The sequence below is a fragment of the Kitasatospora sp. NPDC089509 genome (assembly GCF_044749365.1).
Classification (GTDB): Bacteria; Actinomycetota; Actinomycetes; order Streptomycetales; family Streptomycetaceae; genus Kitasatospora.
The window spans coordinates 1-24652 of record NZ_JBIVHS010000024.1 but is presented as its reverse complement, the minus strand read 5'-3'; the positions used below and the strand labels follow the sequence as shown (position 1 = coordinate 24652).

24 protein-coding genes and 1 pseudogene are annotated in these 24652 nt (G+C 73.7%); 13 read left to right on the top strand and 12 right to left on the bottom strand.

What is annotated here, in order from left to right; genetic code table 11:
- Positions 1 to 8: 8 nt before the first annotated feature.
- Complete coding sequence (locus ACIP4P_RS35060; RefSeq protein WP_400925478.1) at positions 9 to 1592, bottom strand: molybdopterin-dependent oxidoreductase; 1584 nt, start codon at positions 1590 to 1592, stop codon at positions 9 to 11.
- 449 nt (positions 1593 to 2041) lie between these two features.
- On the opposite strand from ACIP4P_RS35060, the gene sigK reads away from it, so the two are divergent.
- Positions 2042 to 2626, top strand: a complete 585-nt coding sequence (sigK, locus tag ACIP4P_RS35055; RefSeq protein ID WP_400925476.1) for an ECF RNA polymerase sigma factor SigK — start codon at positions 2042 to 2044, stop codon at positions 2624 to 2626.
- Complete coding sequence (locus ACIP4P_RS35050) at positions 2623 to 3366, top strand: anti-sigma factor domain-containing protein (protein ID WP_400925474.1); 744 nt, start codon at positions 2623 to 2625, stop codon at positions 3364 to 3366. The genes sigK and ACIP4P_RS35050 overlap by 4 nt, the downstream gene beginning before the upstream one ends.
- A gap of 51 nt (positions 3367 to 3417) precedes the next feature.
- Here the strand turns inward: ACIP4P_RS35050 and ACIP4P_RS35045 are convergent, their stop codons facing one another.
- On the bottom strand, positions 3418 to 4359 hold the full coding sequence (locus tag ACIP4P_RS35045; RefSeq protein WP_400925472.1) for an AraC family transcriptional regulator: 942 nt from the start codon (positions 4357 to 4359) through the stop codon (positions 3418 to 3420).
- Positions 4360 to 4463: 104 nt separating this feature from the next.
- On the opposite strand from ACIP4P_RS35045, the gene ACIP4P_RS35040 reads away from it, so the two are divergent.
- Positions 4464 to 5492 carry an aldo/keto reductase gene (locus tag ACIP4P_RS35040; RefSeq protein WP_400925470.1) on the top strand — a complete coding sequence of 343 codons (1029 nt, stop codon included), beginning with the start codon at positions 4464 to 4466 and terminating at the stop codon, positions 5490 to 5492.
- 31 nt (positions 5493 to 5523) lie between these two features.
- On the opposite strand, the gene ACIP4P_RS35035 is transcribed toward ACIP4P_RS35040, so the two are convergent.
- A complete protein-coding gene (locus ACIP4P_RS35035; protein ID WP_400925468.1) occupies positions 5524 to 6315 on the bottom strand; it encodes an SDR family NAD(P)-dependent oxidoreductase in 792 nt (263 codons plus the stop codon).
- Positions 6316 to 6365: 50 nt separating this feature from the next.
- Entirely contained in the window at positions 6366 to 7091 is a 726-nt protein-coding gene (locus tag ACIP4P_RS35030; protein WP_400925466.1) for an SDR family NAD(P)-dependent oxidoreductase, read from the bottom strand.
- A 144-nt stretch (positions 7092 to 7235) separates the two neighbouring features.
- Here ACIP4P_RS35030 and ACIP4P_RS35025 point away from each other — a divergent pair, with 144 nt between their 5' ends.
- Complete coding sequence (locus ACIP4P_RS35025; RefSeq protein WP_400925464.1) at positions 7236 to 8243, top strand: sigma-70 family RNA polymerase sigma factor; 1008 nt, start codon at positions 7236 to 7238, stop codon at positions 8241 to 8243.
- A gap of 272 nt (positions 8244 to 8515) precedes the next feature.
- Here ACIP4P_RS35025 and ACIP4P_RS35020 read toward each other — a convergent pair whose 3' ends face one another.
- Complete coding sequence (locus tag ACIP4P_RS35020; protein ID WP_400925462.1) at positions 8516 to 9190, bottom strand: esterase/lipase family protein; 675 nt, start codon at positions 9188 to 9190, stop codon at positions 8516 to 8518.
- 237 nt (positions 9191 to 9427) lie between these two features.
- Positions 9428 to 9880, bottom strand: coding sequence for an Lrp/AsnC family transcriptional regulator (locus tag ACIP4P_RS35015; RefSeq protein WP_400925460.1), 453 nt, complete (start codon positions 9878 to 9880; stop codon positions 9428 to 9430).
- A 185-nt stretch (positions 9881 to 10065) separates the two neighbouring features.
- Between ACIP4P_RS35015 and ACIP4P_RS35010 the strand changes: the two genes are divergently transcribed.
- The gene (locus ACIP4P_RS35010; protein WP_400925458.1) at positions 10066 to 11454 is read left to right on the top strand and encodes an amino acid permease; all 1389 of its coding nucleotides are present in this window, start codon (positions 10066 to 10068) and stop codon (positions 11452 to 11454) included.
- Positions 11455 to 11701: 247 nt separating this feature from the next.
- Here ACIP4P_RS35010 and ACIP4P_RS35005 read toward each other — a convergent pair whose 3' ends face one another.
- Positions 11702 to 12493, bottom strand: coding sequence for a hypothetical protein (locus tag ACIP4P_RS35005; RefSeq protein ID WP_400925456.1), 792 nt, complete (start codon positions 12491 to 12493; stop codon positions 11702 to 11704).
- Between the two features lie 400 nt (positions 12494 to 12893).
- Between ACIP4P_RS35005 and ACIP4P_RS35000 the strand changes: the two genes are divergently transcribed.
- Together ACIP4P_RS35000 and ACIP4P_RS34995 are read left to right on the top strand one after the other, a co-directional pair.
- Positions 12894 to 13211 (top strand): hypothetical protein, encoded by a 318-nt coding sequence (locus tag ACIP4P_RS35000; RefSeq protein WP_400925454.1) that lies wholly within the window; start codon positions 12894 to 12896, stop codon positions 13209 to 13211.
- Positions 13212 to 13705: 494 nt separating this feature from the next.
- Positions 13706 to 14383, top strand: a complete 678-nt coding sequence (locus ACIP4P_RS34995) for a hypothetical protein (protein WP_400925452.1) — start codon at positions 13706 to 13708, stop codon at positions 14381 to 14383.
- On the opposite strand, the gene ACIP4P_RS34990 is transcribed toward ACIP4P_RS34995, so the two are convergent.
- Positions 14343 to 17249 (bottom strand): tetratricopeptide repeat protein, encoded by a 2907-nt coding sequence (locus ACIP4P_RS34990; RefSeq protein WP_400925450.1) that lies wholly within the window; start codon positions 17247 to 17249, stop codon positions 14343 to 14345. The genes ACIP4P_RS34995 and ACIP4P_RS34990 overlap by 41 nt on opposite strands.
- Positions 17250 to 17291: 42 nt before the next feature.
- On the bottom strand, positions 17292 to 17723 hold the full coding sequence (locus tag ACIP4P_RS34985) for a hypothetical protein (protein ID WP_400925449.1): 432 nt from the start codon (positions 17721 to 17723) through the stop codon (positions 17292 to 17294).
- Between the two features lie 161 nt (positions 17724 to 17884).
- On the opposite strand from ACIP4P_RS34985, the gene ACIP4P_RS34980 reads away from it, so the two are divergent.
- Entirely contained in the window at positions 17885 to 18367 is a 483-nt protein-coding gene (locus ACIP4P_RS34980; protein WP_400925448.1) for a hypothetical protein, read from the top strand.
- Here ACIP4P_RS34980 and ACIP4P_RS34975 read toward each other — a convergent pair.
- Positions 18364 to 18981 carry a helix-turn-helix domain-containing protein gene (locus ACIP4P_RS34975; RefSeq protein WP_400925682.1) on the bottom strand — a complete coding sequence of 206 codons (618 nt, stop codon included), beginning with the start codon at positions 18979 to 18981 and terminating at the stop codon, positions 18364 to 18366. The genes ACIP4P_RS34980 and ACIP4P_RS34975 overlap by 4 nt on opposite strands.
- A gap of 203 nt (positions 18982 to 19184) precedes the next feature.
- Here ACIP4P_RS34975 and ACIP4P_RS34970 point away from each other — a divergent pair, with 203 nt between their 5' ends.
- From ACIP4P_RS34970 to ACIP4P_RS34955, 4 genes and pseudogenes are all read left to right on the top strand, one after another.
- Entirely contained in the window at positions 19185 to 20174 is a 990-nt protein-coding gene (locus tag ACIP4P_RS34970; protein WP_400925446.1) for an alpha/beta fold hydrolase, read from the top strand.
- Positions 20175 to 20178: 4 nt separating this feature from the next.
- A pseudogene (locus tag ACIP4P_RS34965) lies at positions 20179 to 20277 on the top strand (alpha/beta fold hydrolase); the annotation flags it as partial.
- A 205-nt stretch (positions 20278 to 20482) separates the two neighbouring features.
- The gene (locus ACIP4P_RS34960) at positions 20483 to 20920 is read left to right on the top strand and encodes a hypothetical protein (protein WP_400925444.1); all 438 of its coding nucleotides are present in this window, start codon (positions 20483 to 20485) and stop codon (positions 20918 to 20920) included.
- A gap of 58 nt (positions 20921 to 20978) precedes the next feature.
- Positions 20979 to 21989 carry a quinone oxidoreductase family protein gene (locus ACIP4P_RS34955; protein WP_400925442.1) on the top strand — a complete coding sequence of 337 codons (1011 nt, stop codon included), beginning with the start codon at positions 20979 to 20981 and terminating at the stop codon, positions 21987 to 21989.
- Between the two features lie 105 nt (positions 21990 to 22094).
- Here ACIP4P_RS34955 and ACIP4P_RS34950 read toward each other — a convergent pair whose 3' ends face one another.
- Complete coding sequence (locus ACIP4P_RS34950; protein WP_400925440.1) at positions 22095 to 23390, bottom strand: amidohydrolase family protein; 1296 nt, start codon at positions 23388 to 23390, stop codon at positions 22095 to 22097.
- Between the two features lie 159 nt (positions 23391 to 23549).
- Between ACIP4P_RS34950 and ACIP4P_RS34945 the strand changes: the two genes are divergently transcribed.
- Positions 23550 to 23987: an Lrp/AsnC family transcriptional regulator gene (locus tag ACIP4P_RS34945; protein WP_400925438.1), complete on the top strand. Its 438-nt coding sequence runs from the start codon at positions 23550 to 23552 to the stop codon at positions 23985 to 23987.
- Between the two features lie 81 nt (positions 23988 to 24068).
- Here ACIP4P_RS34945 and ACIP4P_RS34940 read toward each other — a convergent pair whose 3' ends face one another.
- The gene (locus ACIP4P_RS34940) at positions 24069 to 24545 is read right to left on the bottom strand and encodes an NUDIX domain-containing protein (RefSeq protein WP_400925436.1); all 477 of its coding nucleotides are present in this window, start codon (positions 24543 to 24545) and stop codon (positions 24069 to 24071) included.
- Positions 24546 to 24652: the final 107 nt, after the last annotated feature.

Genomic DNA, 24652 nt, shown 5'->3' with positions numbered 1-24652 from the left:
TGGACGGCTCAGGTGACGGTGACGACGGTGCTGTGCCAGCCGGTGGCGCCGGCCGGGTAGGGGGCTGCGCGGTTCTGGGTCTGGACGGCTCCGGTGGTGTCGGTGGCACGGACCTCGATCCGGTGGGTGCCGGGGGCGGCCCCGGTCCAGGGGTGGAACCACTGCCGCCACAGATCGGGCCCGGTGTCGGGGGCGAGCAGGGCCTCCTGCCAGGGCCCGCCGTCGAAACGCACCTCGACGGCGGCGATGCCGCGGTGGGTCGCCCAGGCGGTGCCGGCGACGGTGATGTCTCCGGCGGGCACCCGGGCGAACGGGGCCGGGACCTCGATGCGCGAGGCGGTGCGCACCGTGCCGGTGCGGTCCCAGCCCCGCTGCACCCAGTAGGGGTCGTAGGCGGCGAAGGTGGTGACGTCCAGGTCGACGAGCCACTTGGTGGCGGAGGCGTAGCCGTAGAAGCCGGGGACGACACTGCGGCACGGGAAGCCGTGCGCGACGGGCAGGGCTTCGCCGTTCATCGCGACGGCCAGCAGCGCGCGGCGCCCGTCCAGGACCGATGCGAGCGGGGTGCCGATGGTCATGCCGTCCTGGGAGCGGCCGACGAGCTGGTCGGCGCCGGGTCGCACGCCCGCCCGGCGCAGCAGGTCGGGCAGGGCTGCGCCGAGCCAGCGGGTGGTTCCGACGTAGGGGCCGCCGACCTCGTTCGACACGCAGGACAAGGTGTGGTCGAGCTCCTCCAGCGGTTCGCGCAGGAGGTCGTCGAAGGTGAGGAGGAGGGGGCGGTCGACCAGGCCGTGGATACGCAGGGTCCAGCGCCGGGGATCGATGCGGGGCAGGGTGAGTGCGGTGTCGACCCGGTAGAAGTCGGCGTTGGGGGTGACGAACGGGGACAGGCCCGGGATCTTCGGGTGTGCCGCGGCGGGCGGCGGTGGCAGCGGCCGGGCGGCCGGGGGGATGCGCACCGCGTCGCGGGCCGCGCCGCTGTCATAGCGGCGGTCGGACAGGACGCGGCCGCCGATGCCGGCGAGCGCGCCGAGGGCGATCGTCCCGCCGGTGGCGGCGAGCACGGTCCGGCGGGAGGTGTGCGTGGACCCGCTGCCGGGCTCGGCGGGCCCGTTCTCGGTCGCCAGGCTGTCGGACGGCGAGCCGCCGGAGGCCGTTGGGGTCGTGGCCGGGACAGTGGCCGGGAGCGTGGCCGGGGCCACGGTCGTGGCCGCGCGGAGCGTGCGGGCCAGGAGGAGGAGGGTTGCCGCACCGGTCAGGCCTGCGGCGAGGGCGGGAGCGGCATCGGCGGCGCCGGCTGCGGGCCGGGAGAGGGCGGCCCAGGAGCCGAGCAGCCCGAAGGCCGCGAAGATGCCCGCCCCGAGCGCGGGGCGGCGGGCGGCGAGCACGCCGGTGAGCGCGGCGAGCAGGGCCGTCGTCAGGTAGATCCCGCCGAGCAGCACCGGCTTGTCGTCGGTGCCGAACGTGCGGATCGCGTACTCCTTCAGCGGAGTGGGCGTCAGGTCGATGGCCGTGGAGCCGACCGCGATGACCGGCGCGGCGTCGGGCCCGGCGAAGGCGGCGGCCAGTTCACCGGCGCCGAGCGCGGCCACCGCGGCGGCCCACCCGGTGACAACCCCCGCGCCGACCCGGCGGATCCGGGCCCATGGGCTCCGGGCCCGCGGAGGCCCGGGCGGCGGCGGTGGCGGGGATGCGTCGTTGCTCACACCCCCGATTCGGCGCACGTGGTGAGCCGGATGGGTGCGACTTTTCCGGGGCCCGGGTGGGGGCCCGGGCGGGGGTGGGGGCACCGAGGAGGGGCGTCCGCACGGTGCCGCGGCGCGTTCGGCGGTACCCATTGTCCCCGTGGTCGTCCCCGCGGCGGTGAACCGGCGACGGCACCGCCAATCCGGAAGCCCCGTGGGCCCGAAGACCATGTGTCAGTAGTTCTGTTCACCCGGCCGGTGCTCCCGCGTCCCGGCCGGGTCGTGGGGAGGCCCGTGATGCCCGTCGTCCGTCGGTGGGGCCCGCTGCCCAGCCACTGCCCCCGGGGGGCGGCCGGATGAGCACCGTCGTCCACCTGTCCGGCCCCGGACGGCCGGGCCCGGAGCTCAAGGACCTCCTGGCTGGGGTCGCCCGCGGTGACCAGGACGCGTTCTCCCGCCTGTACGACACGGTGGCCGGTCCGGTGCTGGGCCTGGTGCGCCGGGTGCTGCGGGACCCCGCGCAGTCCGAGGAGGTCGCCCAGGAGGTGCTGCTGGAGGTGTGGCGCACCGCCGCCCGCTACCAGGCCGAGCGCGGGGAGGTCATGGCATGGGTCCTGACCATCGCGCACCGCCGCGCGGTGGACCGGGTCCGGTCCGTGCAGGCCGCTGCCGACCGTGATCAGCGCGCGGCGGCCGCCTCGCACGCCCCGGCGTTCGACGACGTCGCCGAGCAGGTCGAGGGCCGGCTGGAGCGTGAGCAGGTGCGGCGGTGCATGAGGACGCTGACGGAGCTCCAGCGCGAGGCGTTGACGCTGGCGTACTACCGCGGCTACACCTACCCCCAGGTCGCCGAGGTCCTCGGCGCCCCGCTGGGCACCGTCAAGACCCGCATGCGCGACGGACTGATCCGCCTGCGCGACTGCCTGGGGGTAGGAGCATGAGCGCCGCCGACCTGCACACCCTGACCGGCGCCTACGCCGCCCACGCCCTCGACCCGGCCGAGAGCGCCGAGTTCGAACGCCACCTGGCCGGCTGCCCGGCCTGCGTCCAGGAGGTCGCCGAGTTCGCCGCCACCCTCGCCCGGCTGGGCGCCGCCCAAGCCGTGCTCCCGCCGCCGGCCCTGAAGGCCCAGGTGATGGCCGCGCTGCCGACGCTGCGTCAGGAGGCCCCGCGCACCGCTCCCGCCCCGGGGCGCCCGCGCGACCGGCTCGCCAGGGGCTGGGCGAAGCTCGCCCTCGCCGCCTGCCTGGCGTCGGCCGTCGGCGCGGGCGGCGTGGCCGTGCAGCAGCACCAGCAGGCCGAGCGGGCCCGGGCCCGCGCCGCGGCGCTCCAGCAGCAGCAGGACCGCTTCGTCGGCCTGCTCACCGCGCCCGACGCCCGTACCGCCACCGGCACCGGCGCCGGCGGGGTCGGTGCGGGCACGGTCGTGTGGTCGAGCAGCCGCGGTCAGGCCGGCTTCCTGGCCGCCGGCCTGCCCACGCCTGCCGCCGGCACCACCTACGAGCTGTGGTTCGACGACGCGGGGACGATGCGCCCGGCCGGTCTGCTGCCCACCGGCGACGGCGTCCTGCTGCTGACCGGGACGCCGGACGGGGCGGGCGGTGTCGGCGTGACCGTCGAACCCGCGGGCGGCTCCGCGCACCCCACCACGGCGCCGCTCATGCTCCTGCCGTTCACCTGACCCGGCCGACCCGACCCGGCCGACCCGACCCGACCCTGCACGACCGGCTCGTCACGGCGTCCCGATCCGGACGCGGCCGGTGACGTCCTGTCGCACGCGGGCCCGGTAGCGCAGCGGCGACTCGCCGACGACCCGTTTGAAAGCCGTGCTGAAGGCGCTCTCCGAGCCGTAGCCCAACTCCTCGGCGAGCGCCGCGACCCGGGTGTCGCCGTCCCGCAGCGCACGCTGGGCGAGCAGCATGCGCCACCGTCCCAGGTAGGTCAGCGGTGGCACACCGGCCGTCTCCCGGAACCGCTCGGCGAAGGTCGTCCGGGACATCGCGGCGGCCCGCGCCAACTCCGGGAGTCCCCAGGCCCGCCCGGGGTGGCCGTGCAGCAGGTCGAGGGCGGGACGGAGGCGCTCGTCGACGAGCAGCCGCAGCCAGCCGGACGGCAGCGGGCACTGGTCGACGTAGGACCGCAGCAGCTCCAGCAGGAAGAGCTGGCCGTGCTGCCGGATCGCGAAGGCCGAGCCGAGCCGCTGCGCGGTCGCCTCGTCGAAGAGACGCAGCAGGGCCGCGAGGAGCCGGTCGTCGTGGCCCGATGACCTGATGTGGGCCAGCGGCGGCAGTGATTCGAGGAGGAGCGTTCTTCCGGCCTCGTTCAGACTGACGCAGCCGCCGATCACGATGTCGTCGGCGTCGCGGTCGGAGCGCGCGAAGCGGTCGGTGGAGAAGTCGGACTCCGGCTGCACCTCCCGGCGGGGTTCCGGGCCGGCCTCCAGCGCGACCCACGAGCGGCCGGTGAGGATCGCCACGTCTCCCGCCGCGAGGTCGACCGGTTCGTCGATCCCGTCGGTGCTCAGGCGGGCCCGACCGCTGACGAGCGCGAAGAACTTGACCGGCTCGGAGAGCGGTCCGCGGCCCCGCCATCCGCCGCGGGCCGCGATGCCACCGGTGAGGACACCGCGGACCTCGACCAGATCGAGTGCTTCGGAGAACCGGTCAGGGGTCATGCCCGTACTCTCGCTCAAAAAATCGGGACTCACAACTATTCATCGTCCGCCCCTTCCCCGGCAGGCTGGTAGCAGCACCCCGCAGACGGACCTCAGGAGGAACCATGCGTTACCGCGGCCTCGGCAAGACCGGGATCAAGGTGAGCCCCTACGCTCTCGGCGCCATGATGTTCGGCGCCCTCGGCAACCCCGACCACGACGACTGCCTCCGCATCATCCACCGGGCCCTGGACGCCGGCATCAACCTCATCGACACAGCCGACATCTACGCGCAGGGCGAGTCGGAGGAGATCGTCGGCCGTGCGCTGAAGGGCCGTCGGGCCGACGTCGTGCTCGCCACGAAGGCCGGGAACCCGATGGGCGACGAGCCGAACCACCGGGGCGCGTCCCGGCGCTGGCTGGTGCGTGCGCTGGAGGACTCACTGCGCCGCCTCGACACCGACTACGTCGACGTCTACCAGGTGCACCGCCCGGACCCCGACACCGACATCGAGGAGACGCTAGGGGCTCTCACCGACCTGCAGCGATCCGGCAAGATCCGCGCCTTCGGCACCTCGGCCATGCCGGCCTCCGAGCTCGTCCGCGCCCACTGGGTCGCCGAGCGGCGCGGCCTCGCCCGGCCGCGTACCGAGCAGCCGGTGTACTCGATCCTCAACCGGGGCATCGAGCGCGAGGTGCTCCCGGTGGCGCAGGAGTTCGGCATGGGCACCCTGGTCTGGTCGCCGCTCGGCGGCGGGCTGCTGACCGGGCGCTACCGCAAGGGCCAGGAGGCCGCGACGCACCGCTCGCAGTACGGCTTCCAGCACCTCAAGGACGACCGCCGGCTCGACGTCGTCGAACAGCTCATCCCGCTCGCCGAGGAGGCGGGCCTGCCGCTGACCCATCTGGCGCTGGGCTTCGTGCTCGCCCACCCCGGCGTCACCTCCGCGCTCCTCGGACCGCGGACGATGGCGCACCTGGACGATCTGCTCGCCGGCGCCGAGGTCACGCTCTCGGACGACGTCCTGGACCGGATCGACGCCATCGTGCCGCCGGGCACGGACACGGGCACGCTCGACATGGCCTACCAGCCGCCGGCCGTCCGCCGGCCGGAACTGAGGCGTCGGCCGCCGCTCGAACGCGCAGCGGCGTGACAGGACGGCCGCCCCGTCAACGGCCTCCCCGTCAGTCGACGACGAGGCCGCCGGTGAGGTTGGCGATGGCCCCGGTCATCGCACCGGCGCGGTCGGAGGCCACGAAGGCGGCCACCTCGGCGATCTCCGCGACCGTGGGCAGCCGCTGCCGCAACGTCCGGCCCGCGACACGGGCCTCGAAGGCCTCCCGGCTGATGCCGTACGCCTCCGCGTGGATGCCGTAGACCTCGGCGATCTGCGGCGTCTGCGGCATCCCCGCCGCGTTCAGGCACACGACCCGGACGCCGGACGGGCCCAGCTCGGCGGCCAGACCCCGGGAGAGGGCCTCGATCGCCGCCCACGCCGGTGCCATTCCACCCATCAGTGGGACCGCTGTCCGCGACGGGCTGGCGGTGATCATCATGATCACGCCCGAGCCCTGTCCGGTCATCCGCCGAGCGGCGGCCCCGGCGGTCAGGAAGTTGGCCTTCGAGTAGGTGGCCACGGGCAGGCCGAACGCCTCGGCGGACAACGCCGCGAGCGGAATGCCCTGAATACCCGTCTGGGGCAGGCTGACGGCGTTGAACGACACGTCGACGGAACCGGCCACCTCGACCACCGTGGCGGCATGGGCTTCGACGGCGCCCTCGTCCAGCACGTCCACCGCGGCGGGGTGGGCCCTGCCGCCGCACGAGCGGATCCGGCCCGCGACGCCCTCCAGCGTGGCGGTCGTCCGCCCAGCGAGGAAGACCTGTGCCCCTTCCCGGGCGAAGGCGAGCGCGACCGCGCTGCCGACCGCTCCGCCCGCCCCGTAGACGATCGCGTTCTTCTTCTCAAGCAGCATCGTCACTCCTGGTCACTTGCGGATGCTTCTGGTCACCGACAGCGACGACCTCAGCGCAGGCCGGCCGCCGACGCGGCGTTCCCGCGTTCGAGCAGCTTCACGGGGCCCGTCGGCCAGCCCCGCGACAGCGTCGCCGACAGCGGGTCGGGGAAGATCTCGTCGTCGCCGGCGGCCACGCCGTCGAGGATCGCCTCCGCGACGGCGGACGGTGCGGCCTTGGGGATGTCGAGGTCCCGGGACATGTCGGTGTCCACCGGCCCGGCCAGCACGGCGTGGACGCGCACCCCCTGGGCGCCGAGCTGCAGACGCAGGGTCTGGGTGAGCGCGAACGCCGCGGCCTTGGAAGCCGAGTAGCCCGCCATCCCCGGCACCGCCGCGAGCGCCGCCAGCGACAGGACGTTGACCAGGGCCCCGCGGGAGCGGGTCAGGTGCGGCGTGAACGCCTGCGTGACGGCGTGCGTCCCGAAGAAGTTGACGCCGAGGTGCCGTGCGAGCACCTCGCGGTCCTCCAGCTCGTCGAAGATCGCCAGTCCCGCGTTGTTGACGAGCAGGTCCAGCTCCTCGACCTGTTCCGCGACCGCGTCGATCTGCGCCTGGTCGGTCACGTCCAGGAGCACCGGCCGGACGCGCGCGTCCGGGTGGGTGAAGGGCTGCCGCGTCGCGGCGTAGACGCGTCGCGCGCCCCGCCGCAGGGCCGCCTCGACCAGTGCGCGTCCGATGCCGCGGTTGGCACCGGTCACCAGCACGGTCCGTTCGGCGACGGGTTCTGCCTGCATCACGATCACTGCTCCGATCAGTTCCGGGTCCGGCGGAATTCGCCTTTCACCAGGAACAGACACACCGGTGCGCGGAAACTGGGGCTCGTGGGACCGCCCAGTTCCGCGCCTCGCCGGTGTCGATAGCGGTGAAGGAGGCACACCATGACAGACGACCTGCTGGAACGAGCCCGCTCGGGCGACCGCGAGGCCTTCGCCGCCCTGGTCGAACCGCACCGCGGCGAACTGCAGCTGCACTGCTACCGCATGCTCGGTTCCCTCCAGGACGCCGAGGACACCCTGCAGGAAGTCCTGCTGGCGGCCTGGATCGGCCTGGCGGGCTTCGAGGCCCGATCCTCGGTCCGGACGTGGCTGCACCGCATCGCCACCAACCGCTGCCTCAACGCCCTGCGCACCACCCGCCGCCGTCCCGTACCGGCGCAGCCGGCGGCGGCCACCCATCCGGAGCCCTCCCGTCTGGGCGAGGTCCTGTGGCTGCAGCCCTACCCCGACATCCTCCTCGACGGCCTGCCCGACCGGAACCCCGGCCCCGAGGCCCGCTACGAGTCCCGCGAGGCGGTCTCCCTCGCCTTCATCACCGCCGTGCAGGTCCTACCGCCCGCACAGCGCGCGGTACTCATCCTGCGCGACGTCCTCGGCTACCGCGCCGCGGAGACGGCGGAGCTGCTGGACCTCACCGAGTCCGCCGTCACCAGCGCGCTCAAGCGCGCCCGCGCGACGATGCAGGCGGTCCGCACCGACGACCGGACCGCACTCGCCCCGGGCAGCCCGGAGGAGCAGGAGCTGACCGACCGCTTCGTCGCGGCCTTCACCGGCGACGACGTCGACCAGCTCATCGCGCTGATGACCGACGACGCCTGGGTCCGGATGCCGCCGCTGCCCTTCGAGTACCACGGCACCGAGGCGATCGCGCGCTTCTTCCACGCGACCGACGCCCACCCGGCCTGCCCGGTCGCCCGTATGCTCCCCACCCACGCGAACGGGCAGCCGGCCTGGGGCCTCTACGTCCGCGACCCGGCGTCCGACCTGCTGCACGGCGCGGGCATCCTCGTGGCCGGGTTCTCCCCCGACGGCGTCAGCGCGCTCACCCACTTCGAGAGCACGCTCGCCTCCTACTTCGGCCTCCCCCGGACGGTGAGCGCACTGCGCTGACACCGCGTCACCGGCAACCGATCGGCCGCCGACTCCACCCACCACCGCTGTGATCCAGGCGCCGGCCCGAACGTCAACCCGCCGACAGCCCAGCGCGGTTGCCCGACGGCCACCTGGCAGCGACCCAAGCGACTCAAGCGACCCAAGCCCGGCATACCCCGAGCCGAACGAGCCGGACGAGCCGGACGTCGAGGCCGGCGGGCCGACCGACGGCAACGGGCCCGCAGCACGACCAGGAGGACCGGCGGTGCCGACGGCGGGTTCGCGCGCCGTCAGCGGGCCAGGATGTCGTCGATCCGTCGGAAGACGTCGGTGCTGGTCAGGAAGTCGTTGTGCCTGAGCCCGTCGATCTCGATGTTGTCGGCGCCGCTCAGTGCGGTGCTGGTGGTCGGGGTGATCTGCTCGTCGCTGCCGGACCGGATGGTCGTGTACCGGGTGGGGCCCGGGGTCTCGGTGTCCTGGTTGAGGTGGCTGACGACGTACGAACCGGGCGTCATGTCCCGGCAACCCTGGTCCCACAGGGCGCACAGGTAGGCCATGCCGGTGCCGTGGTTGGGCCCGGCGAGGGAGATCCAGTTGGCGACCTTCCGGCTGCCGCCGCCGAACTTGACGTACCAGCGGCTCGGCAGGCTGCCCAGGCTGTGGGCGACGATGTTCACCCTGGCGGCGCCGGTGGCGTCCACGTACGCGGCCAGCCGGGCGGCCAGGACCTCGTTCGTCGACTGCGAGGTGTCGTAGCCCCAGGTGAGGATGGACTCCTTCGGGACGCCCTGCTGGACGAGGTAGGCCGTGAGGGGGCCCCAGACGCCGGAGTCCGCGTTGCGGCCGTGGATGAGGATGACGGGGATGCGCGCGGTGTCCGCGAGGGCCGGTCCGGCCGTTCCCGGTCCGGTGAGGAGAGCCGCGGTCAAGGCGGCGGTCGCGGCGGCGGTGCTGAGACGGCGCATGGACGGCTCCGATGTTCGTCTGAGGACGGGACGACGACGCGGCGCGCGTGGGCGCCCGCGGTTGAGCGGATGCCCACGGGTCGCGCCAGACGCATCATCGGGGACCGGCGGCCGAACGGACAGCGACCCTTCGGCCATTGCTCGTCGGCCAGACCCCCATCGGAGCGGAAGACCACGCGGTCCCTGCTTGAGGAGTCCCTGCGGGTCGCGGCGCGGCGACCTCGGCGCCTCGGCCCGTCACAGGGGCAGGGAGCGGGCTTCGACGACGTTCGCCATCACGATGGTGGAACTCAGGCGCTGGACGCCGGGCAGGGTGGCCAGCCGTTCGTCGTAGAGCTCGCGGTAGGCCGGCAGGTCGCGGGCGACGACGCGCAGGAGGTAGTCGGGGTCGCCGAACAGCCGCTGGGCCTGGAGGACGTTGGGGATGTCGACCACGGCCCGTTCGAAGGCCGCGACGGTCTCGCGGTCCTCGTACCGCATGGTGACGAAGACCAGTGACTCGAAGGTCAGGCCGAGGGCGGCGGCGTCGAGCCGGGCGTGGTAGCCGGCGATCGCACCCGAACGCTCCAGGGCCCGGAGCCGGCGGTGGCAGGGGGACACGCTCAGCCGGACCCGCTCGGCGAGCTCGGTGAGGGTCTGCCGCCCGTCGCGCTGCAGTTCGGCAAGGATTCTCCGGTCCACGTCGTCCATGGGGAAGATTCTTCCACTCCGTGACGGTCGTCGGGAAAGACTTGGAAGCACTTTCCGGGCAAACCCGTCTATCCTTCCTCCCGGCCATGTACCCGCAGCCCGCAGCCCCGCCCGCCGGCATGTCGCGATGCCCCCGCCCCTCCCGCACCGCCGCACGAGTCGTCCGTCGTACGAATGGATCCCCGATGAGCACCACCACGCCACCGAAAGCCCCCGAGGCCCCGGCCGCCCCACAACTGGGCCACGGCCTCAAGCAGCGCCACCTCTCGATGATCGCCCTCGGCGGCGTCATCGGCGCCGGGCTCTTCGTGGGCTCCGGCGCGGGCATCGCGGTGGCCGGCCCCGGCATCATCCTGGCGTTCGTCGCCGCCGGTCTGCTGGTGATGCTGGTCATGCGGATGCTGGGCGAGATGTCCGCCGTGCACCCGGCCTCCGGTTCCTTCTCGGTGCACGCCGAGCGCGAGATCGGCCTCTGGGCGGGCCTGACCACGGGCTGGATGTACTGGGTGATGGTCGGCGTCGCCGTCGCCGTCGAGGCCACCGCCGCCGGCGCGCTCATGCACTCCTGGATCACCGGGGTTCCGGCCTTCGTCTGGGTCGGCATCTTCATGGCCTTCTTCTGCGCCGGCAACCTGACCGCCGTGAAGAACTTCGGCGAGTTCGAGTTCTGGTTCGCCGCCGTCAAGATCGCCGCGATCGTCGCCTTCCTGGCCCTGGGCGTCCTGGGCGTCACCGGTGTCATCGGCCACGCCCCCGGCACCGCCAACCTGACCGGCCACGGCGGCTTCCTGCCGCACGGCACCAGCGGACTGATCACCGGCCTGCTGCCCGCGGTCTTCGCCTACGGCGGCCTGGAGGCCGTCACCATCGCGGCCGCCGAGTCCGACAACCCGCGCCGCGACGTCGCCAACGCCGTGCGCACCGCGGTCTGGCGGATCGCCGTCTTCTACATCGGCACGATGGCCCTGGCGGTCACCCTGGTGCCCTGGAACAACCCCGACGTGGTCGAGCTGGGCCCCTACGTCACGGTGCTGCAGCTGCTCAACGTCCCCGGCGCCGCCCTGGCCATGAAGGTCGTGGTGCTGATCGCCCTGCTGAGCGCGATGAACGCCAACATCTACAGCGCCTCCCGGATGGGCTACTCGCTGGTCGCCCGCGGCCTGGGTCCCCGCGCGCTCGCCAAGGTCACCGGCGGCGTCCCGCGCCGGAGCGTGCTGGCCTCCTGCGGCTTCGGCTTCGCCGCCGTACTGGCCGGCTACGTCTGGCCGGACACCGTCTTCCTCTGGCTGCTGAACTCCACCGGCGTGGCCGTCCTGGTGGTCTGGCTCTTCATCGGCATCGCCCAGCTGCGCATGCGCCGCCGCGTCGAGCGCGAGAGCCCCGAGCTGCTCACCGTCCGCATGTGGGCCTACCCGTACCTGACCTGGGTCGCCATCGCCGCCGTGGTCGCCCTCCTGGCCCTGATGACCACCAGCCCCGCCAACCGCGACCAGCTCTACGCGGCCGGCGCCCTGGTCGCCGCCCTGAGCGCCGTCGGCCACTGGCGCCAGCGGCGGACCGCGGGAGCCTCGTAGCACCCCGGCTTCCGATCCTGCTCCCGGAAGGCCGGGCCGCCCACGCGGTCCGGCCCTCTTCGTCCCGGGCGGGCCTACCCCTCAGGGACCGGGCCGCGGTCTGCGCCTCCGGCACCCGCACCGACGCGGTGCCCACCCGGTCCTCGCCCCACCGCGGCACCTCCTTCATGGCCCCGCCCCGGACCGAGCCGTGGCCCGGTCCGGGGCGGGGCCGCCTCCGACTGGAGACGGTGCCTAAGCGTGAGGCCTAGTTGGCGACGCCCTTGACGTTGGGCTGGGTCTTCTGGTTGTAGATCTCCTTGCCGTCCGCGTTGAAGGCGTGGACGTAGGGGGTCGGGGAGCCGCTGGGGCTGCCCGTGACGGCGGCCGCGTAGGCGAACGCGCCCCCCGCCATGACGGCCGGGTACTGGGTCGGGTTGTCGCCGTAGCTGATGGTGACCTTGGCGACCTCGGCGGTGTAGTGCCCGGCACCCAACGAGAGGGACTTCCCGGCACCGGCCGGAGCGCTGAAGCTGTCGAAGAACGAGATCCGGTGACCGACGCCCCACAGGCGGTCGTTGATGAACGTCGCCGGGGAGGACATGCTGGTGCCCTTGTCGCCCTTCGACTCGCACTGCACGTACTGCTTGGCCGAGTTGACGGCGACGACCACACCGTCGGTGTCCGAGGACGCGACGGGGGTGCGCACCGCGATCACCGGGTGGAACTGCGACGCCTCCGCGCCCAGGCAGGAGGCCAGGATCTTGGCGACCGCCCCGGCCTCGATCGGGGTCGTCGCCGTGCTGATGACGGTGGAAGCGGACGGGGCGGCAGGCGCGGGGGCAGCGGACGGGCGGCTGCCGGAAACCGCCGCGGCGCCGGCCGCGCCGGAGCCGTCAGCCTTGGCGGCGGGCGCGTCGGCGGGCCCGCTGTGGGCCGTGGGGGTGGCCGTGGGCGCGGCCGTCGGGGTACCGGTTGCGGCAGTGGCCATTCCCCCCGCCGTCGCGATGGCTGCGGCGGTGGCGGTGGCGGCGATGAGCATGATCGGGCGGATGCGCATGAATCCGTGTCCTTTCCTGCGGGCGTCCGGTTGATGCCAGCTGCCCCTGTACGCCTGACGATGCGCGGCAGGTCGCAGCCCGCCCAAGTGATCCAGGTCATAGGCCATCGCCGCAACCCGGGGGCTGCGCTCATGCGTACAGGGCGGGACGCTCCGCCCGGACCCACGGCTCCACCGCTGCGGCCGAGGGGTGCTTCCTCACGCATCGCCCGTGCCGCGAACCGGCGCCCGGCCGGGTGCGGCTCCGTGACGGAAACTCGCCTGTGCCGGGCCCCTCGTCATTGACGACCATCACACATTCCCCCCAGGATTCCCTCGCTTCGCGCAACTGGCAGGGAGTGCTCCGCCTGCCGGGACCTCAGGCCTGTCGTGCCACACCCACCCCCGGAAGGGCCCCTCGATGCGCCGCACCTCGACACTGCTCCTGACCTCGCTCCTCGCCGCCACCGCCGCACTGACCGCACCGGCCGTCGCCCAGGCCAAGGGCGCCGACACCACTCCGACCACGGGCCAGTGCACGGCCTACGCCTCGGGCCCGTTCGGCGTCGGCGTCTGTTCCGGCCTCGAACCGCGGCGGGCCTGGTCCGTGGCGGCCCAGTGCCAGTCCGGCGTCACCGTCTACAGCAAGCTGATGCTCGGCGACGGCACGGCCACCGCCAACTGCGCCAGCGGCCGCATCTACAACACCTGGGTCTCGATCGGCCCGATCCTCCCGTAGGCCGCCCGACGCTCCCGGCCCCGGCCCGGCCACTCGTGCGCCGGGCCGGGGCCGGTGACCGATCGGCGTTCCTCAACCGGACGTTGACGTGCTCGCCGAACCGGCTGGGTGTCGAGACATGACCACGGTGGTACGAACGGCTCGGCCACTCGGGGCAGGGGGCATGGACGTGGCTTCAGACGCTGTGTTCGGGTTCGTCGGTGTCGCGCTCGGCTCCCTCACTCGACGATGAGATTCGAGCGCTCGCCACGGAACTGCGAACCGTTGCGGGCGAGTCGGTGTGGGCGAAGGGCGTGGAGAAGTGCAGGCAGGCCAGTAGGCAGTTCGAGCTGCTGCAGATCCGGTTCCACGAAGCAGTGGCCCGGGTGCTCCCCTCTCTGTACTGACCGAGCCGTGTGGCCCGCGAAGTTCGGGGGCGAAGGGCTGGGCTGTGGTGGGTGGGGGTGGGAGCATGGTTCTGCCGGGGGCGACAAGTGGGCTGGGGATGAGGCCAGTTGAACGTGGGGGCGGTGGTCGGCGCGGTTCTGGTGGGCGCTGATGTGGTGGCTCTGGTCGTCCTGCCGAGGGCGTTCCGGGCGGTGTTCTCCCCGCCGGTGCGCCTGGCCGGGGTCGGGGTCCTGGTGGTGGTGGCCGGTCTGTGGCTGTGGCAGGCGCTGGTCCGGGGGCCGGACTGGTTCGTCGTGGCGTTCTGCGTCGATCTGGGGGTCAGCGCGGTCTACACGGTCCTCGCGCTGCTGGTCGGCAGGCTCCGGGCCCCGGTGGTGGAGCCGTTGCGGCTGAGTCACTTCGTGCAGGAGGCGGCCCGGTTCGACGGGCCGCAGTCGATCGGCCTGATGGTCGGCCACACCGGGGCGGTCTTCGTCGTCGTCACCCGGCCGCGGTTCCGGCAGTTCTCGGCGACGCTGGGCGGGTCGGTGTGCCTGTTCTGCTTCGTCGAGGACCAGGTGCGGCGGATCGTGGGCGAGGACGCACCGGCGGTCGCCGAGTACCGCTTCCACCTGGGCGAGGGCGACAACCGGCACGTCATCCTCAAGCGCGAGTCGTCCGACGGGCCGTGGCGGGTACGGCTGGCGGACCGGAAGGCGTACCGCAGGGTCCTGCCCGCGCCGACCTGTCCGGTCCACGGGCCGCTCACCGCTCTCGACCGTCACGGGCCGCCAGCCGTTCCTTGAGCGCCTGGAGCTGCCTGCGGACCTCGGCGGCGGGCGCCGGGGTCGTGGTGGCCGCCCGGGCGAGGACGGCCTCCGCCTCCACCAGGGCCTCCCGGGCCGCACCGATCCCTGCCGTGTCCGCGCAGGCGTTGGCCCTCACCTGGGCCAGGACCCCCAGGGCGATGGCGAGTTCGAGGTTCAGCACCGCCGGATCGGCCTCGGCGGCGGGCCGCAGCAGGGTGACGGCCTCCTCCGCCGCCGCCACCGCCTCGTGGTGCCGGCCCGCCTCGGACAGCCTGCCGGCGAGCGTGGCGAGGGAGGTGGCCAGGCCGGGCCGGGCTTCGGGAGCGCCGGCGGCCTGCTCGCGCAGGATCCGGACGGCCTCCTCCGCCGCCGCCAGGGCGCCCGGGGTGTCCCCGGCCCGCTGCTGGGCGAGGTTGCCGAGGGCCCGGGCGAGCTGCGGCCGGTGGACCGCGGGGTTGACCTCCGCCAGGCGGCGCAGCAGCCCGACGGCCTCCTCGGTGGCCCGCACCGCGTTCGGCCGGTCGCCGACGTCCGCCCGGCGGCGGCCGAGGTTGTTGAGGTAGGCGGCCAGGTCGGACGCGTGGGCCGACGGATCGTCCCGGGCCAGGGCGCGCTGGATGCGCACCGCCTCCTCGGTGGCCTTGAGCGCCTCGCCCTTCCTGGCCGAACGCCCCAGGAGGACACCGTGGTTGCTGAGCGCGTTGGCCAGCCGGGCGCGGGCGGCCGGAGGGCTGCCCTTGCGGGCCTGGTGGCGCAGCACGTCCACCGCCTCCCGCAGGACGTCCAGTTCCTGCGGGTAGCGCCCCAGCCCGCCGAGGGCGACGGCGAGGCTCACGAGTGCGCCGCCCAGCCCGACGTCCGCGCGCAGTGCCTCCTCGGGCCGGAAGGTCGCCCGGATGGCGGCGACGGCCTCGTGGGACGCGTTCGCGGCCTCCTCCCACCGGCCCAGCCGGGCGAGGGCGGTGCTGAGGTTGACCAGGGAGTAGGCCAGTCCGACGGCCAGGCCCTGTGCCTCCTGGAGCTCTCGGCGTTCCCCGAGTGCCGCTGCCGCCTTCCGCCGCATGATCAGCCGCAGGAAGGCCGGTTCGCCCCTGGAGCGGCGCAGGGCACCGCCCGGGGCTGCCGACGGCCCTGCCACCGGTCGGGCCGTCGTCAGCTGCCGGTAGAGGGCGGCGGCCGCACCGCTCGCCTCCGCCGAGGCCTCGTACTGTCCGGCGGAGGCCAGTTTCCCCCCGAGGTCGAACAGGATCTGGGCGCGGTGGGCCGGGTCCTGGGTGCGGGCGAGTTGCCGTTCGGCGAGGCCTCGGGTCACGGCGGCGACGCCGACGGCCAGGTCGCCGGTGTCCCGTCCGGGGAAGTGGACGGCGACGGCTTCCAGGACGTCGATGCCCACGTCCGGTATCCCGGCCAGGGCGGTCAGGGCGGCGCTGCCCGCCGCGAGCGCGAGCCGCGGCTCGCGCAGGAGCAGCGGGAACAGGTACCCGGGCCCCAGGTGCGGCCATCTGGCCGCGGCGGCGGCCAGGAAGGCGATCGCGCGCGGGGTCCACGGCGGCGGGGCGCCGTCGGCGGCGCGCAGCAGGAGTGCGGCCGTGGCGGGGGCCCAGTCCTGGGCCGGGTAGTCGGCCGGGTGCCCCGGGAGGGTCAGGGCGAGGAGGTCCTCGGCGAGGCGGTCGGGGTAGAGGGGTTCCAGGACGGTGTCCCGGGCGGGATCGGCGGGCGGGTAGCAGGCGGCGTGGTCGGCGAGGACCTGTTCCGGTGACGGCGGGAGCCGTTGCGCCGCGAGCACCCCGGCGCCGGCCGACCGGCCCATCGCCCCGGTGAGGGCCGCGGTGAAGACGGCCCGGTACATCACGGCGGGCCGGGTGCGGAGGGTCCTGCGGGCGGGACCGAGTTCATGGGTGCCGTCGCCGGCCAGCCGCGCCCAGTGCAGCTGTTCCCGGTCCAGGAGGTAGCCGGTCAGCCCTGCCGGGTCCGACGGCGGCCGGCGGCCGCGGCGGTGGGCGTCGACGGCGACGAGAGCGGCCATGTGGACGGCGAGCGTCAGACCGTACTCGGCGGACTCCAGCGGGCCCGGGGGCAGGACGGCCGAGGGGTCCGCCATCCCGTAGCGGGCGGCGAAGGCCGTCCGGGCCGCCGCGAACATCTCGGCGCGCTGCCCGGACTCCTGCCCGAGCGGTTCCAGCCGCTGGCTCGACAGCTCGGCCCGGCGCTCGGCCAGGGCGGCGCGCAGCGGGGGCCAGGGGTCGAGCGTACGGGCCAGCAGGAGCACCCGGGTGGGCACCTCGGGCCGGTGCAGCAGGGCGTTGCTCAGGAGCCAGGTCAGGTGGGACTGCGGCCAGCGGTCGGCGTAGTCCACGATCAGGAGCAGCCCGGCGGAGCCGTCCGGGCGCAGGTCCTCGCTCCGGCCCGGCGTCAGCACCGAGCCCGGCCCGTGGACGGCCGTCAGCACCTTCCAGCCCGCCGCGAGCGACTCCTGCGCGAAGTGGCGGGCGAGGCGGGTCTTGCCCTGGCCGCCGGGGGCGTGCAGCCAGCGCAGGACCAGCCGCGGCCGGCCGTCGCGCCACTGCTCCAGCTGCCGCAGTTCCCCGGCCCGGCCGGTGAAGGCGACCACGGCGAAGCGGGCGTCGAGCATCCGGCTGGGCAGTTCGGCCAGCCGGTCGGGGTCCTCCCGGCCGGCGGGGCGGTAGTTCTCCAGCAGGTAGAGGGGCAGGCCGTCGCCGAAGACGTGGAGGTCGGCGCCGACCACCCCGTAGCCGTAGCCGGCGGCGACCGTGATCCTCTGCTCGACGGTGTGGTGCCCGCTCCGGATCCGTTCGCCGGGGTTCCCGCCGCCGGACGGCTCCGGGTCGGCGGCGGGGGTCATGAGGCTTCGTGGCCGGGGATCACGAGGCGTTGCCGGCCGGCGTCATGAGTCGTCGCCGGCGGGCGCGGCCTCGTGCACGACGACATTGCCGTGGACGACGGCGTTGACCCGGCTGTTGTCCCGGGCCTCCACGTTCTGGACCACCGCCGGCAGCGCCTGGGCCCGGGCGGCCCGGCTCTGCTCCACCCAGGTGGTCAGCTCCGCCATCGCCTCGGGGTGACGGCGCAGGAGCTCCGCCAGCTGGTACCGCCACAACGGCTCCAGGCTCTGGCGCGCCGCGTCGATGTCCTCGGCCCGCTGCACCAGCTCCGCGCCGGAGGTCAACTGCGCCTCGACGGCCGTCTCCTGGCCCTGCCCGCCGCGCCGGAACAGCCGCACGAAGCCCGTCCGGGCCGCCTCCCAGCCGTCGGTGAACATCGCGCCCACCACGGTCGCCGCTCCCGCCGCGGCCAGCTCCGAAATCTCCTCCAGCACGGTTCCCCCCTGCGCTCGGCCGTCCGCCGTATGACCGCAACACGACTCTCCCACAAGCGAGTTGCTGTTGCCACGGTACCGCTCCGAGGCGGCGGCAGGGGTCGTCGGGACACAACTGCCGGACTGGGGCCAGAAGCCTGGACGGGAGTCACAATCGTCGAATGACGTTCGAGCGTGAGTGGGCGAGCAAGAGCGCGGAAGCCAACCGTCGGTTCGTGGACAAGGCCGTGGTGATCGCGCGGGAAGTCGAGGTCGTGCTCGGCCACGAGTCGATGACCTATCCGAGGAACGCGGTGGAGCGGGCGCGGGACGCGCTCGCCGACCGGTTGTTCGCGATCCTGGCCGCGGCGCGCGAGGCCAGCACGACCTACTACACCGTCGACCGCCTGCCGGTGGCGATCCTGTCCGACGAGTACGGTGACGACTGGGTCGACCCGGTCGCCGACGCCGTCGGTACGCTGGCGGCCACGATGGCGCGCGCGGCCACCGTGCTCACCGGCACGACGAGCAGCGATCTCACCGACCCTTCGACAGGGCCGTGGGCCGGCGGTGCACTCGACGACGTACGACGGGCCGCCGGCAAGGTCATCCGCCTGGCGGCGGGTCACGTCGCAGATCAGGACGACCGTCCTGCTCCGCGCTAGCGGGCGCCGCGGCCGGGGGGCGGGGTGCGCGGTCGTAGGCGCTCGCCCTGCGGCCCGAACATGATCAGGTACTCGACCGGTCCGCCCGGGCCGGCGTTCGCGACTCCGTGGACGGTGCGGGTGTCGAACTCGACCACCTCCCCGGCGCTCAGGACGAGGTCCTGCTCGCCGAGCGCCAGCCACAGGCGCCCGTAGAGGACGCACAGCCATTCGTACCCGTCGTGGGAGACCTGCCGCGGCCGGGCCGGTGGCGCGTCGACGGCGGGCAGGACGTGCTTGTGGGCGTGCAGGCCGCCCACGTACCGGGTCAACGGCAGCACCACCTTGTGGTCGCCGGGGCGCGGCGGCGGTGGGACGCGCGGTTCGGCCGCGGCGGGTGCGGGTGCGGGTGCGGTCCCGGCCAGCTCGTCCAGGGAGGTGCCGTACGCCTTCGCGAGCTGCAGCAGCACCTCCAGGGTCGGCCGGCGCCGACCGGTCTCGATCCGCGACAGGGTGCTCAGCGAGATGCCGGTCGCGCGGCTGACCGCGGTGAGCGTGGCGCCGCGCCGCTCGCGCGCGGTCCGCAGCCGGGGGGCCATGGCGGCCAGGGTGTCGGCTACGCCGTCGTCCGTCATGCCCTCGTCCGTCATGCCCTCGTCCGTCATTCCGCCGTCCGTTGTGCCGCCGTCCGTCACCATCGCCCCGCTCCCTCCGAACGTGCCGCCTCCACCGCCCCGTCCTGCGAGTTTGCCACGATGGCAAGGGTGCTCGCGTCGGGCGGCCGCCGCGCCGGAAGATCAACGGGTCACCACGGCCGCCCGTGAACCGAGGAGTAGCGATGCACCGACCCACCCCGTCCGCCGACCTTCGCCACCGCACCGTCGAGGGGCCCGCCGGGCGCCTGCACCTGGTGGAGCAGGGCACCGGGCCGCTGGTCCTGCTCGTCCACGGCTTCCCCGAGTCCTGGTACTCCTGGCGCCACCAGCTGCCCGCCCTCGCGGCGGCGGGGTACCGGGCCGTGGCGCTCGACGTGCGCGGCTACGGCCGCTCCTCCAAGCCGGCCGCGACCGACGCCTACCGGATGCTCGACCTGGTGGCGGACAACCTCGCCGTGGTGCGCGCCCTGGGCGAGGAGCGGGCCGTGATCGTGGGGCACGACTGGGGCTCCAACATCGCGGCCACCAGCGCCCTGCTCCACCCCGAGGTGTTCCGCGCCGTCGCCCTGCTGAGCGTCCCCTACGCGCCGCCCGGCGGCCCCCGCCCCAGCGAGGTCTTCGCGCAGATGGGCGGCGACCAGGAGTTCTACGTCTCGTACTTCCAGGAGCCCGGCCGGGCCGAAGCGGAGATCGAACCCGACGTCCGGGGCTGGCTCGCGGGCTTCTACGCCGCCCTGTCCGCCGACACCATGCCCGGCCGGGACGAGCCCGACCCCCACTTCGTGGCCCGTTCCGGCGGCCGGCTGCGCGACCGCTTCCCCGCCGGCCGGCTGCCCGGCTGGCTGACCGAGGACGATCTCGACGTCTACGCCGGGGAGTTCGAGCGCACCGGCCTGACCGGGGCCCTCAACCGCTACCGCAGCATGGACCGCGACTGGGCGGACCTCGCCCCGTACGGCGGCGCCCCGATCACCCAGCCGTCCCTGTTCATCGGCGGCACCCTGGACGCCTCCACCACCTGGATGGCCGACGCGATCGCCGCCTACCCGACCACCCTCCCCGGCCTGACGGCCAGCCACCTCCTGGACGGCTGCGGGCACTGGATCCAGCAGGAACGCCCCGAGGAGGTGAACCGCCTGCTGACCTCCTGGCTCGCCGCCCTCCAGCACTGAACCCGGCTTCCCGCACACCTGGCAGCTCTGGGGCGGCGTCATGGGCCGCCTCGCCTCGCAGTTCCGCGCCGTCGCCCCGGACCTGCGAGGCCTCGGTGCCAGTGACCCCTTCCTCCGGGCCGATCCGCCGAAGTGACCGGACCGGGAGCCGGAGGAGCACGAGGTGTACGGTTCGGGCTGCGCCCGGCATCCGACGGCCGCCCGAAATCCCGCGCGCTCGCCCCGCCTTCGGAGCAGACTACCCAAAGCCCCGGCCCACGGGTGCAGCAGGCGCCGAACACGCCGCCCCCATGAGGAGGTTGACCACCATGGATCCGGTCCTCGAATGCGTTTGGCGCGACGATCACGGCTGGTGGTGGCTGCAGGTCCAACGCAGCGGCGACGGATGGGAGTTGGAGGCCGGCTCGCCCTACGGCAGCGAGACGATCCCGTTCGCCGGCCCCGACGAGGTCCGCCGGCTCGCCCGGACCCTGCTCGCCCTCCCCACCGAACCGGAGCCCTACGAGGTCGAGTGGGAGCTCAGCGGGCCCGAGGTCGACGCCGCCGGCCAGCGGCAACCGACCGGCGCGACCCTCCACATCGGCCTGAGCCGCCACGACGGCCACCGCCCGTACCTGGCCTACCAGTCCTACTACTCCACCACACTGGGCCCCGCACTCGGCCTGGAAGTGTTCTGCGACGACGCACCGGTCGACGCCCTGCGACCCCAGGCCCAGGCCCTCCTCACCCTCCTCCAGGAGTCCTGACGGAGGTCCGCCTCCGCCTGCCGGGAATCGGATCGCCGTCAAGCGGGTTGGTGAGGCCATGAGAGCGATTCAGGTGTACGAGGTGGGCGGTCCCGAGGTGCTGCGGGAGGCCGAGGTGGACCAGCCGCGGCCGGGTCCGGGCGAGGCGGTCGTGGAGGTCGCCGCATCCGGGGTCAACTTCCTCGACGTCTACCACCGCGAAGGCCGGTACAGCCTCCCGCTGCCCTTCACCCCGGGCGCCGAGGGCGCCGGCACGGTCGTCGAGGTCGGACCCGGCGTCGCCGACGTCGCGGTCGGGGACCGGGTCGGTTGGGTGGAGATTCCCGGCACGTACGCCGAGCGGGCCGTCGTGGACTCCTCCCGGCTGGTGCCGCTGCCCGACGACATCGGTTTCGAGACGGCCGCCGCCGTGCTCCTCCAGGGCATGACCGCGCACTATCTCGTCAAGGACGCCTACCCGGTTCGGGAGGGCGACACGGTGCTCGTGCATGCGGCTGCCGGTGGCATGGGGCTGCTTCTGACCCAGCTCGTCACCCATCTCGGCGGCAGGGTGATCGGCACGACGTCGACCACGGCGAAGGCCGAGCTGGCGAAGCGTGCCGGGGCCGCCGCGGTGATCCTCTCCTCCGCGGTCGACGATCTCGCGGCCGAGGTGCGGCGGCTCAACGGCGGTCAGGGACTGCCGGTCGTCTTCGACGGCGTCGGCGCGCACACCTTCGATGCGAGCCTCGCCAGCCTGCGAACCCGCGGCCATCTCGTGCTCTTCGGCGCGGCAAGTGGCGCCGTGCCGCCGTTCGATCCGATCCGGCTCGCCCACGGCGGTTCGCTGACCCTGATCCGGCCCAGCCTCGGGGACTTCATCGCCGATCGGTCCGAACTGCTCCGACGGGCCACCGACGTGTTCGAGTGGGTGCGCTCCAAGGCGCTTGAGGTCACCGTGACGGGCCGCTACGCCTTGTCCGAGGCCGCCCGGGCCCACAGCGACCTGGAGGCTCGGCGTACCACCGGCAAGCTGCTCCTCGTACCCGACGCGGCCGCTGTCGGACGCCGCGAGGAGACGCGGAGCTGATCGCGGGTGACGAGGTCGGGGATCTCGAAGACCGAGATGTCGAGGGCATGGCCGACCGTCATCGCCGAGGTCCCCGACCTGAAGGCCTGTCACACTCTCACGATGCTAGGCCTGGCCTGCGGGCTTCGGGTCCCAGGTGCCGTCGAGGGGGATGCCGGCCGCGGCGGCGATCCGGTCGCGGGATTCGAGCAGGCGCTCGCGCAGCGGTGCCAGGTCGACGTCGACCAGGGTGCCGTCGCGCTTGACGATGCGTCCGGCGACCAGGACGGTGTCGACGAGGCCGGGGTGGCCGGCGGTGACGATCGAGCCGACGGGGTCGGTGACGGGGAAGACGGTCAGGTCGTCGGTGCGCAGCAGGATGAGATCGGCGTCCTTGCCGGGGGTGATGCTGCCGGTGCGGGCCTGGAGGCCGAGGGAGTGGGCGGCGTCGATGGTGGCGAAGTGGATCAGGTCCCGGGCCCGTAGTCCGCCGTCGAGGCCGCGTTGGGCGGAGAACGCGGTGCGCATGGTGGAGAACATGTCGCCGCCCACGGAGGGGACCACGTCGACGGACAGGGTGGGGCGAAGGCCCGCGGCCAGGGCCCGGCCGGTCAGGGGCGCTCCGAAGCCCATCTTCAGTTCGACGTCGGGGCTGACGGACAGCGAGCTGCCGGCGTCGGCGAGCATGCGCAGTTCGTCGTCGCCGATGCCGTTGCCGTGGACGAAGGTGGTGGTGTCGCGCAGCAGGCCGTGGTGGTGCAGGGTGGCGACGGGGCGGTGGTCGCCGCCGGTGTGGAGGCTGGTGCGCAGGCCGAGTTCGTCGGCTGTCCGCAGTTCGCGGGCGAGGGTGTCGATGCCGGTGTCGTCGGCGCCGCGCAGGCCCCAGGCCATGGTGACCGGTCCGGTGTCGTCGAGTTGGGCGCGCAGGCGGCGGATGTCGGTCTCGACGGGTGCGGGGGTGGCCCAGCCGGCGCCGAGGCAGAACACCGACCGGGCGGGGGCCTGCCGCAGGGCGGTGACGGCGGCGTCCTCGTGCTCGGGGCCCTGGGCGACGTGGTACCAGTCGAGCATGGTGGTGATGCCGGAGTGCAGGGCTTCCAGGCGTCCCAGCAGGGTGGCGGCGTGCACGTCCTCGGGCGTGTAGTGGGGTTTGACGGTGCCGTGCATGGCGTGGGCCCACTGGGCGAACGTCCAGTCCGCGCCGAGGCCGCGGAACGCGGTCTGCCAGGTGTGGCGGTGGTTGTCGACGAAGCCGGGCATCACGATCCGGTCGGTGGCGTCGATCACCTGGGCGCCGGTGGCGTCGATGCGCTCGGCCACCGCCACGATCTTCCCGTGCTCGACGAGGACGTCGCCGCGGGCGAGGTCGCCCAGGGCCGGGTCCACGGTCAGGACGGTGCCGCCGGTGATGAGGGTTCTCACGGGTGTCGCTCCTTGCACGTGCACGGTCGAACGGGCCGTGGTCCAGGATGCTCGTGAGGAATCGCGCGCCACGCCCGCTGCCGGCAACTTCGACAGTAAATTGCGCAGTCCATCGACGTGATGTGGCTCGATCCGGCCTTCTGGAGCAATAATCTGTCCATGGACGAGATCGATCGGGCGATCGTGGCGGTGCTGGAGCGGGAGGGGCGGATCAGCAACAGCGAACTCGCCGCACGGGTGGGCCTGTCACCCTCGCCCTGTCTGCGCCGGGTGCGGCAGTTGGAGGAGACCGGGGTGATCCGCGGCTACCGGGCGGTCGTGGACCCGAAGGCGGTGGGGCGCGGCCTGCGGGTGTTCGCCGGGGTCCGCCTGATCCGGCACGTGCGCGCGGACGTCGCCGCGTTCGAGAAGGCGGTGATGGAGCTGGCCGAGGTACGCGCCTGCCACCACATCACCGGCAGCTTCGACTACCTGCTGCACGTGGAGGTCGCCGACCTGGAGGCCTACGAGGCCTTCCACGCCAACCAGTTGGCCTCCCTGCCCGGCGTGGCGACCGTCAACAGCTTCGTCATCATGAAGACCCTCGACAACGCCTGACCCTCGACGGGGAGCGCTACGAGGAGTCGGCCGGTTCGACCGGCCTTGTCGAAGTCCGGTGCGGATCAAGGGGATTGACGCTCAGGTCGACTGGTGGTCAGTAGCGGCCGTTCGGAGGTCGGACTTCTCGACGAGGGGGAGGAACTCCCCTTGGTCGTCGGCCAGTAGACCGGCCGCCTCCCGCAGCGGGACGAAGGAGCACCGGAAGACCATGCCGTGGTCCTGGTCGCCCTCCTGGCCTGCCACGGTGTGCGTCCAGGTGTCGCGGGTCTCGGTGGTCCGCGCGTGGAAGAACACGGTGACCCGGGGCCGGCCCGTGTGGGGATGCGGGCGCTGCTGAACGGCCAGGGCCGCGCCGAGTGCGACGGCGGTGACACCGGTCTCCTCCGCGACCTCCCGGAGGACCGCGTCGACGAGGAGTTCCCCGGGATCCACGCCCCCTGCCGGTACTTGGGTGCCGGCCCCGGGGTGGTCCCGGTGATCGAAGACGAGCAGCTCCCGGCCGCCGGGAACGTCGCGGGTCACATAGGCGGCCGTTCTCACGCGCGCAGGTTGCATGGGAGTCCCTTCTTGACTTCCTCACCCGCGTGAACGCGGGTGATTCCCCTCAGCCTCGCGGCTGAGCCGCTGCGCGTAACGCAACGGTTGGGACTACTTCCTGCTTC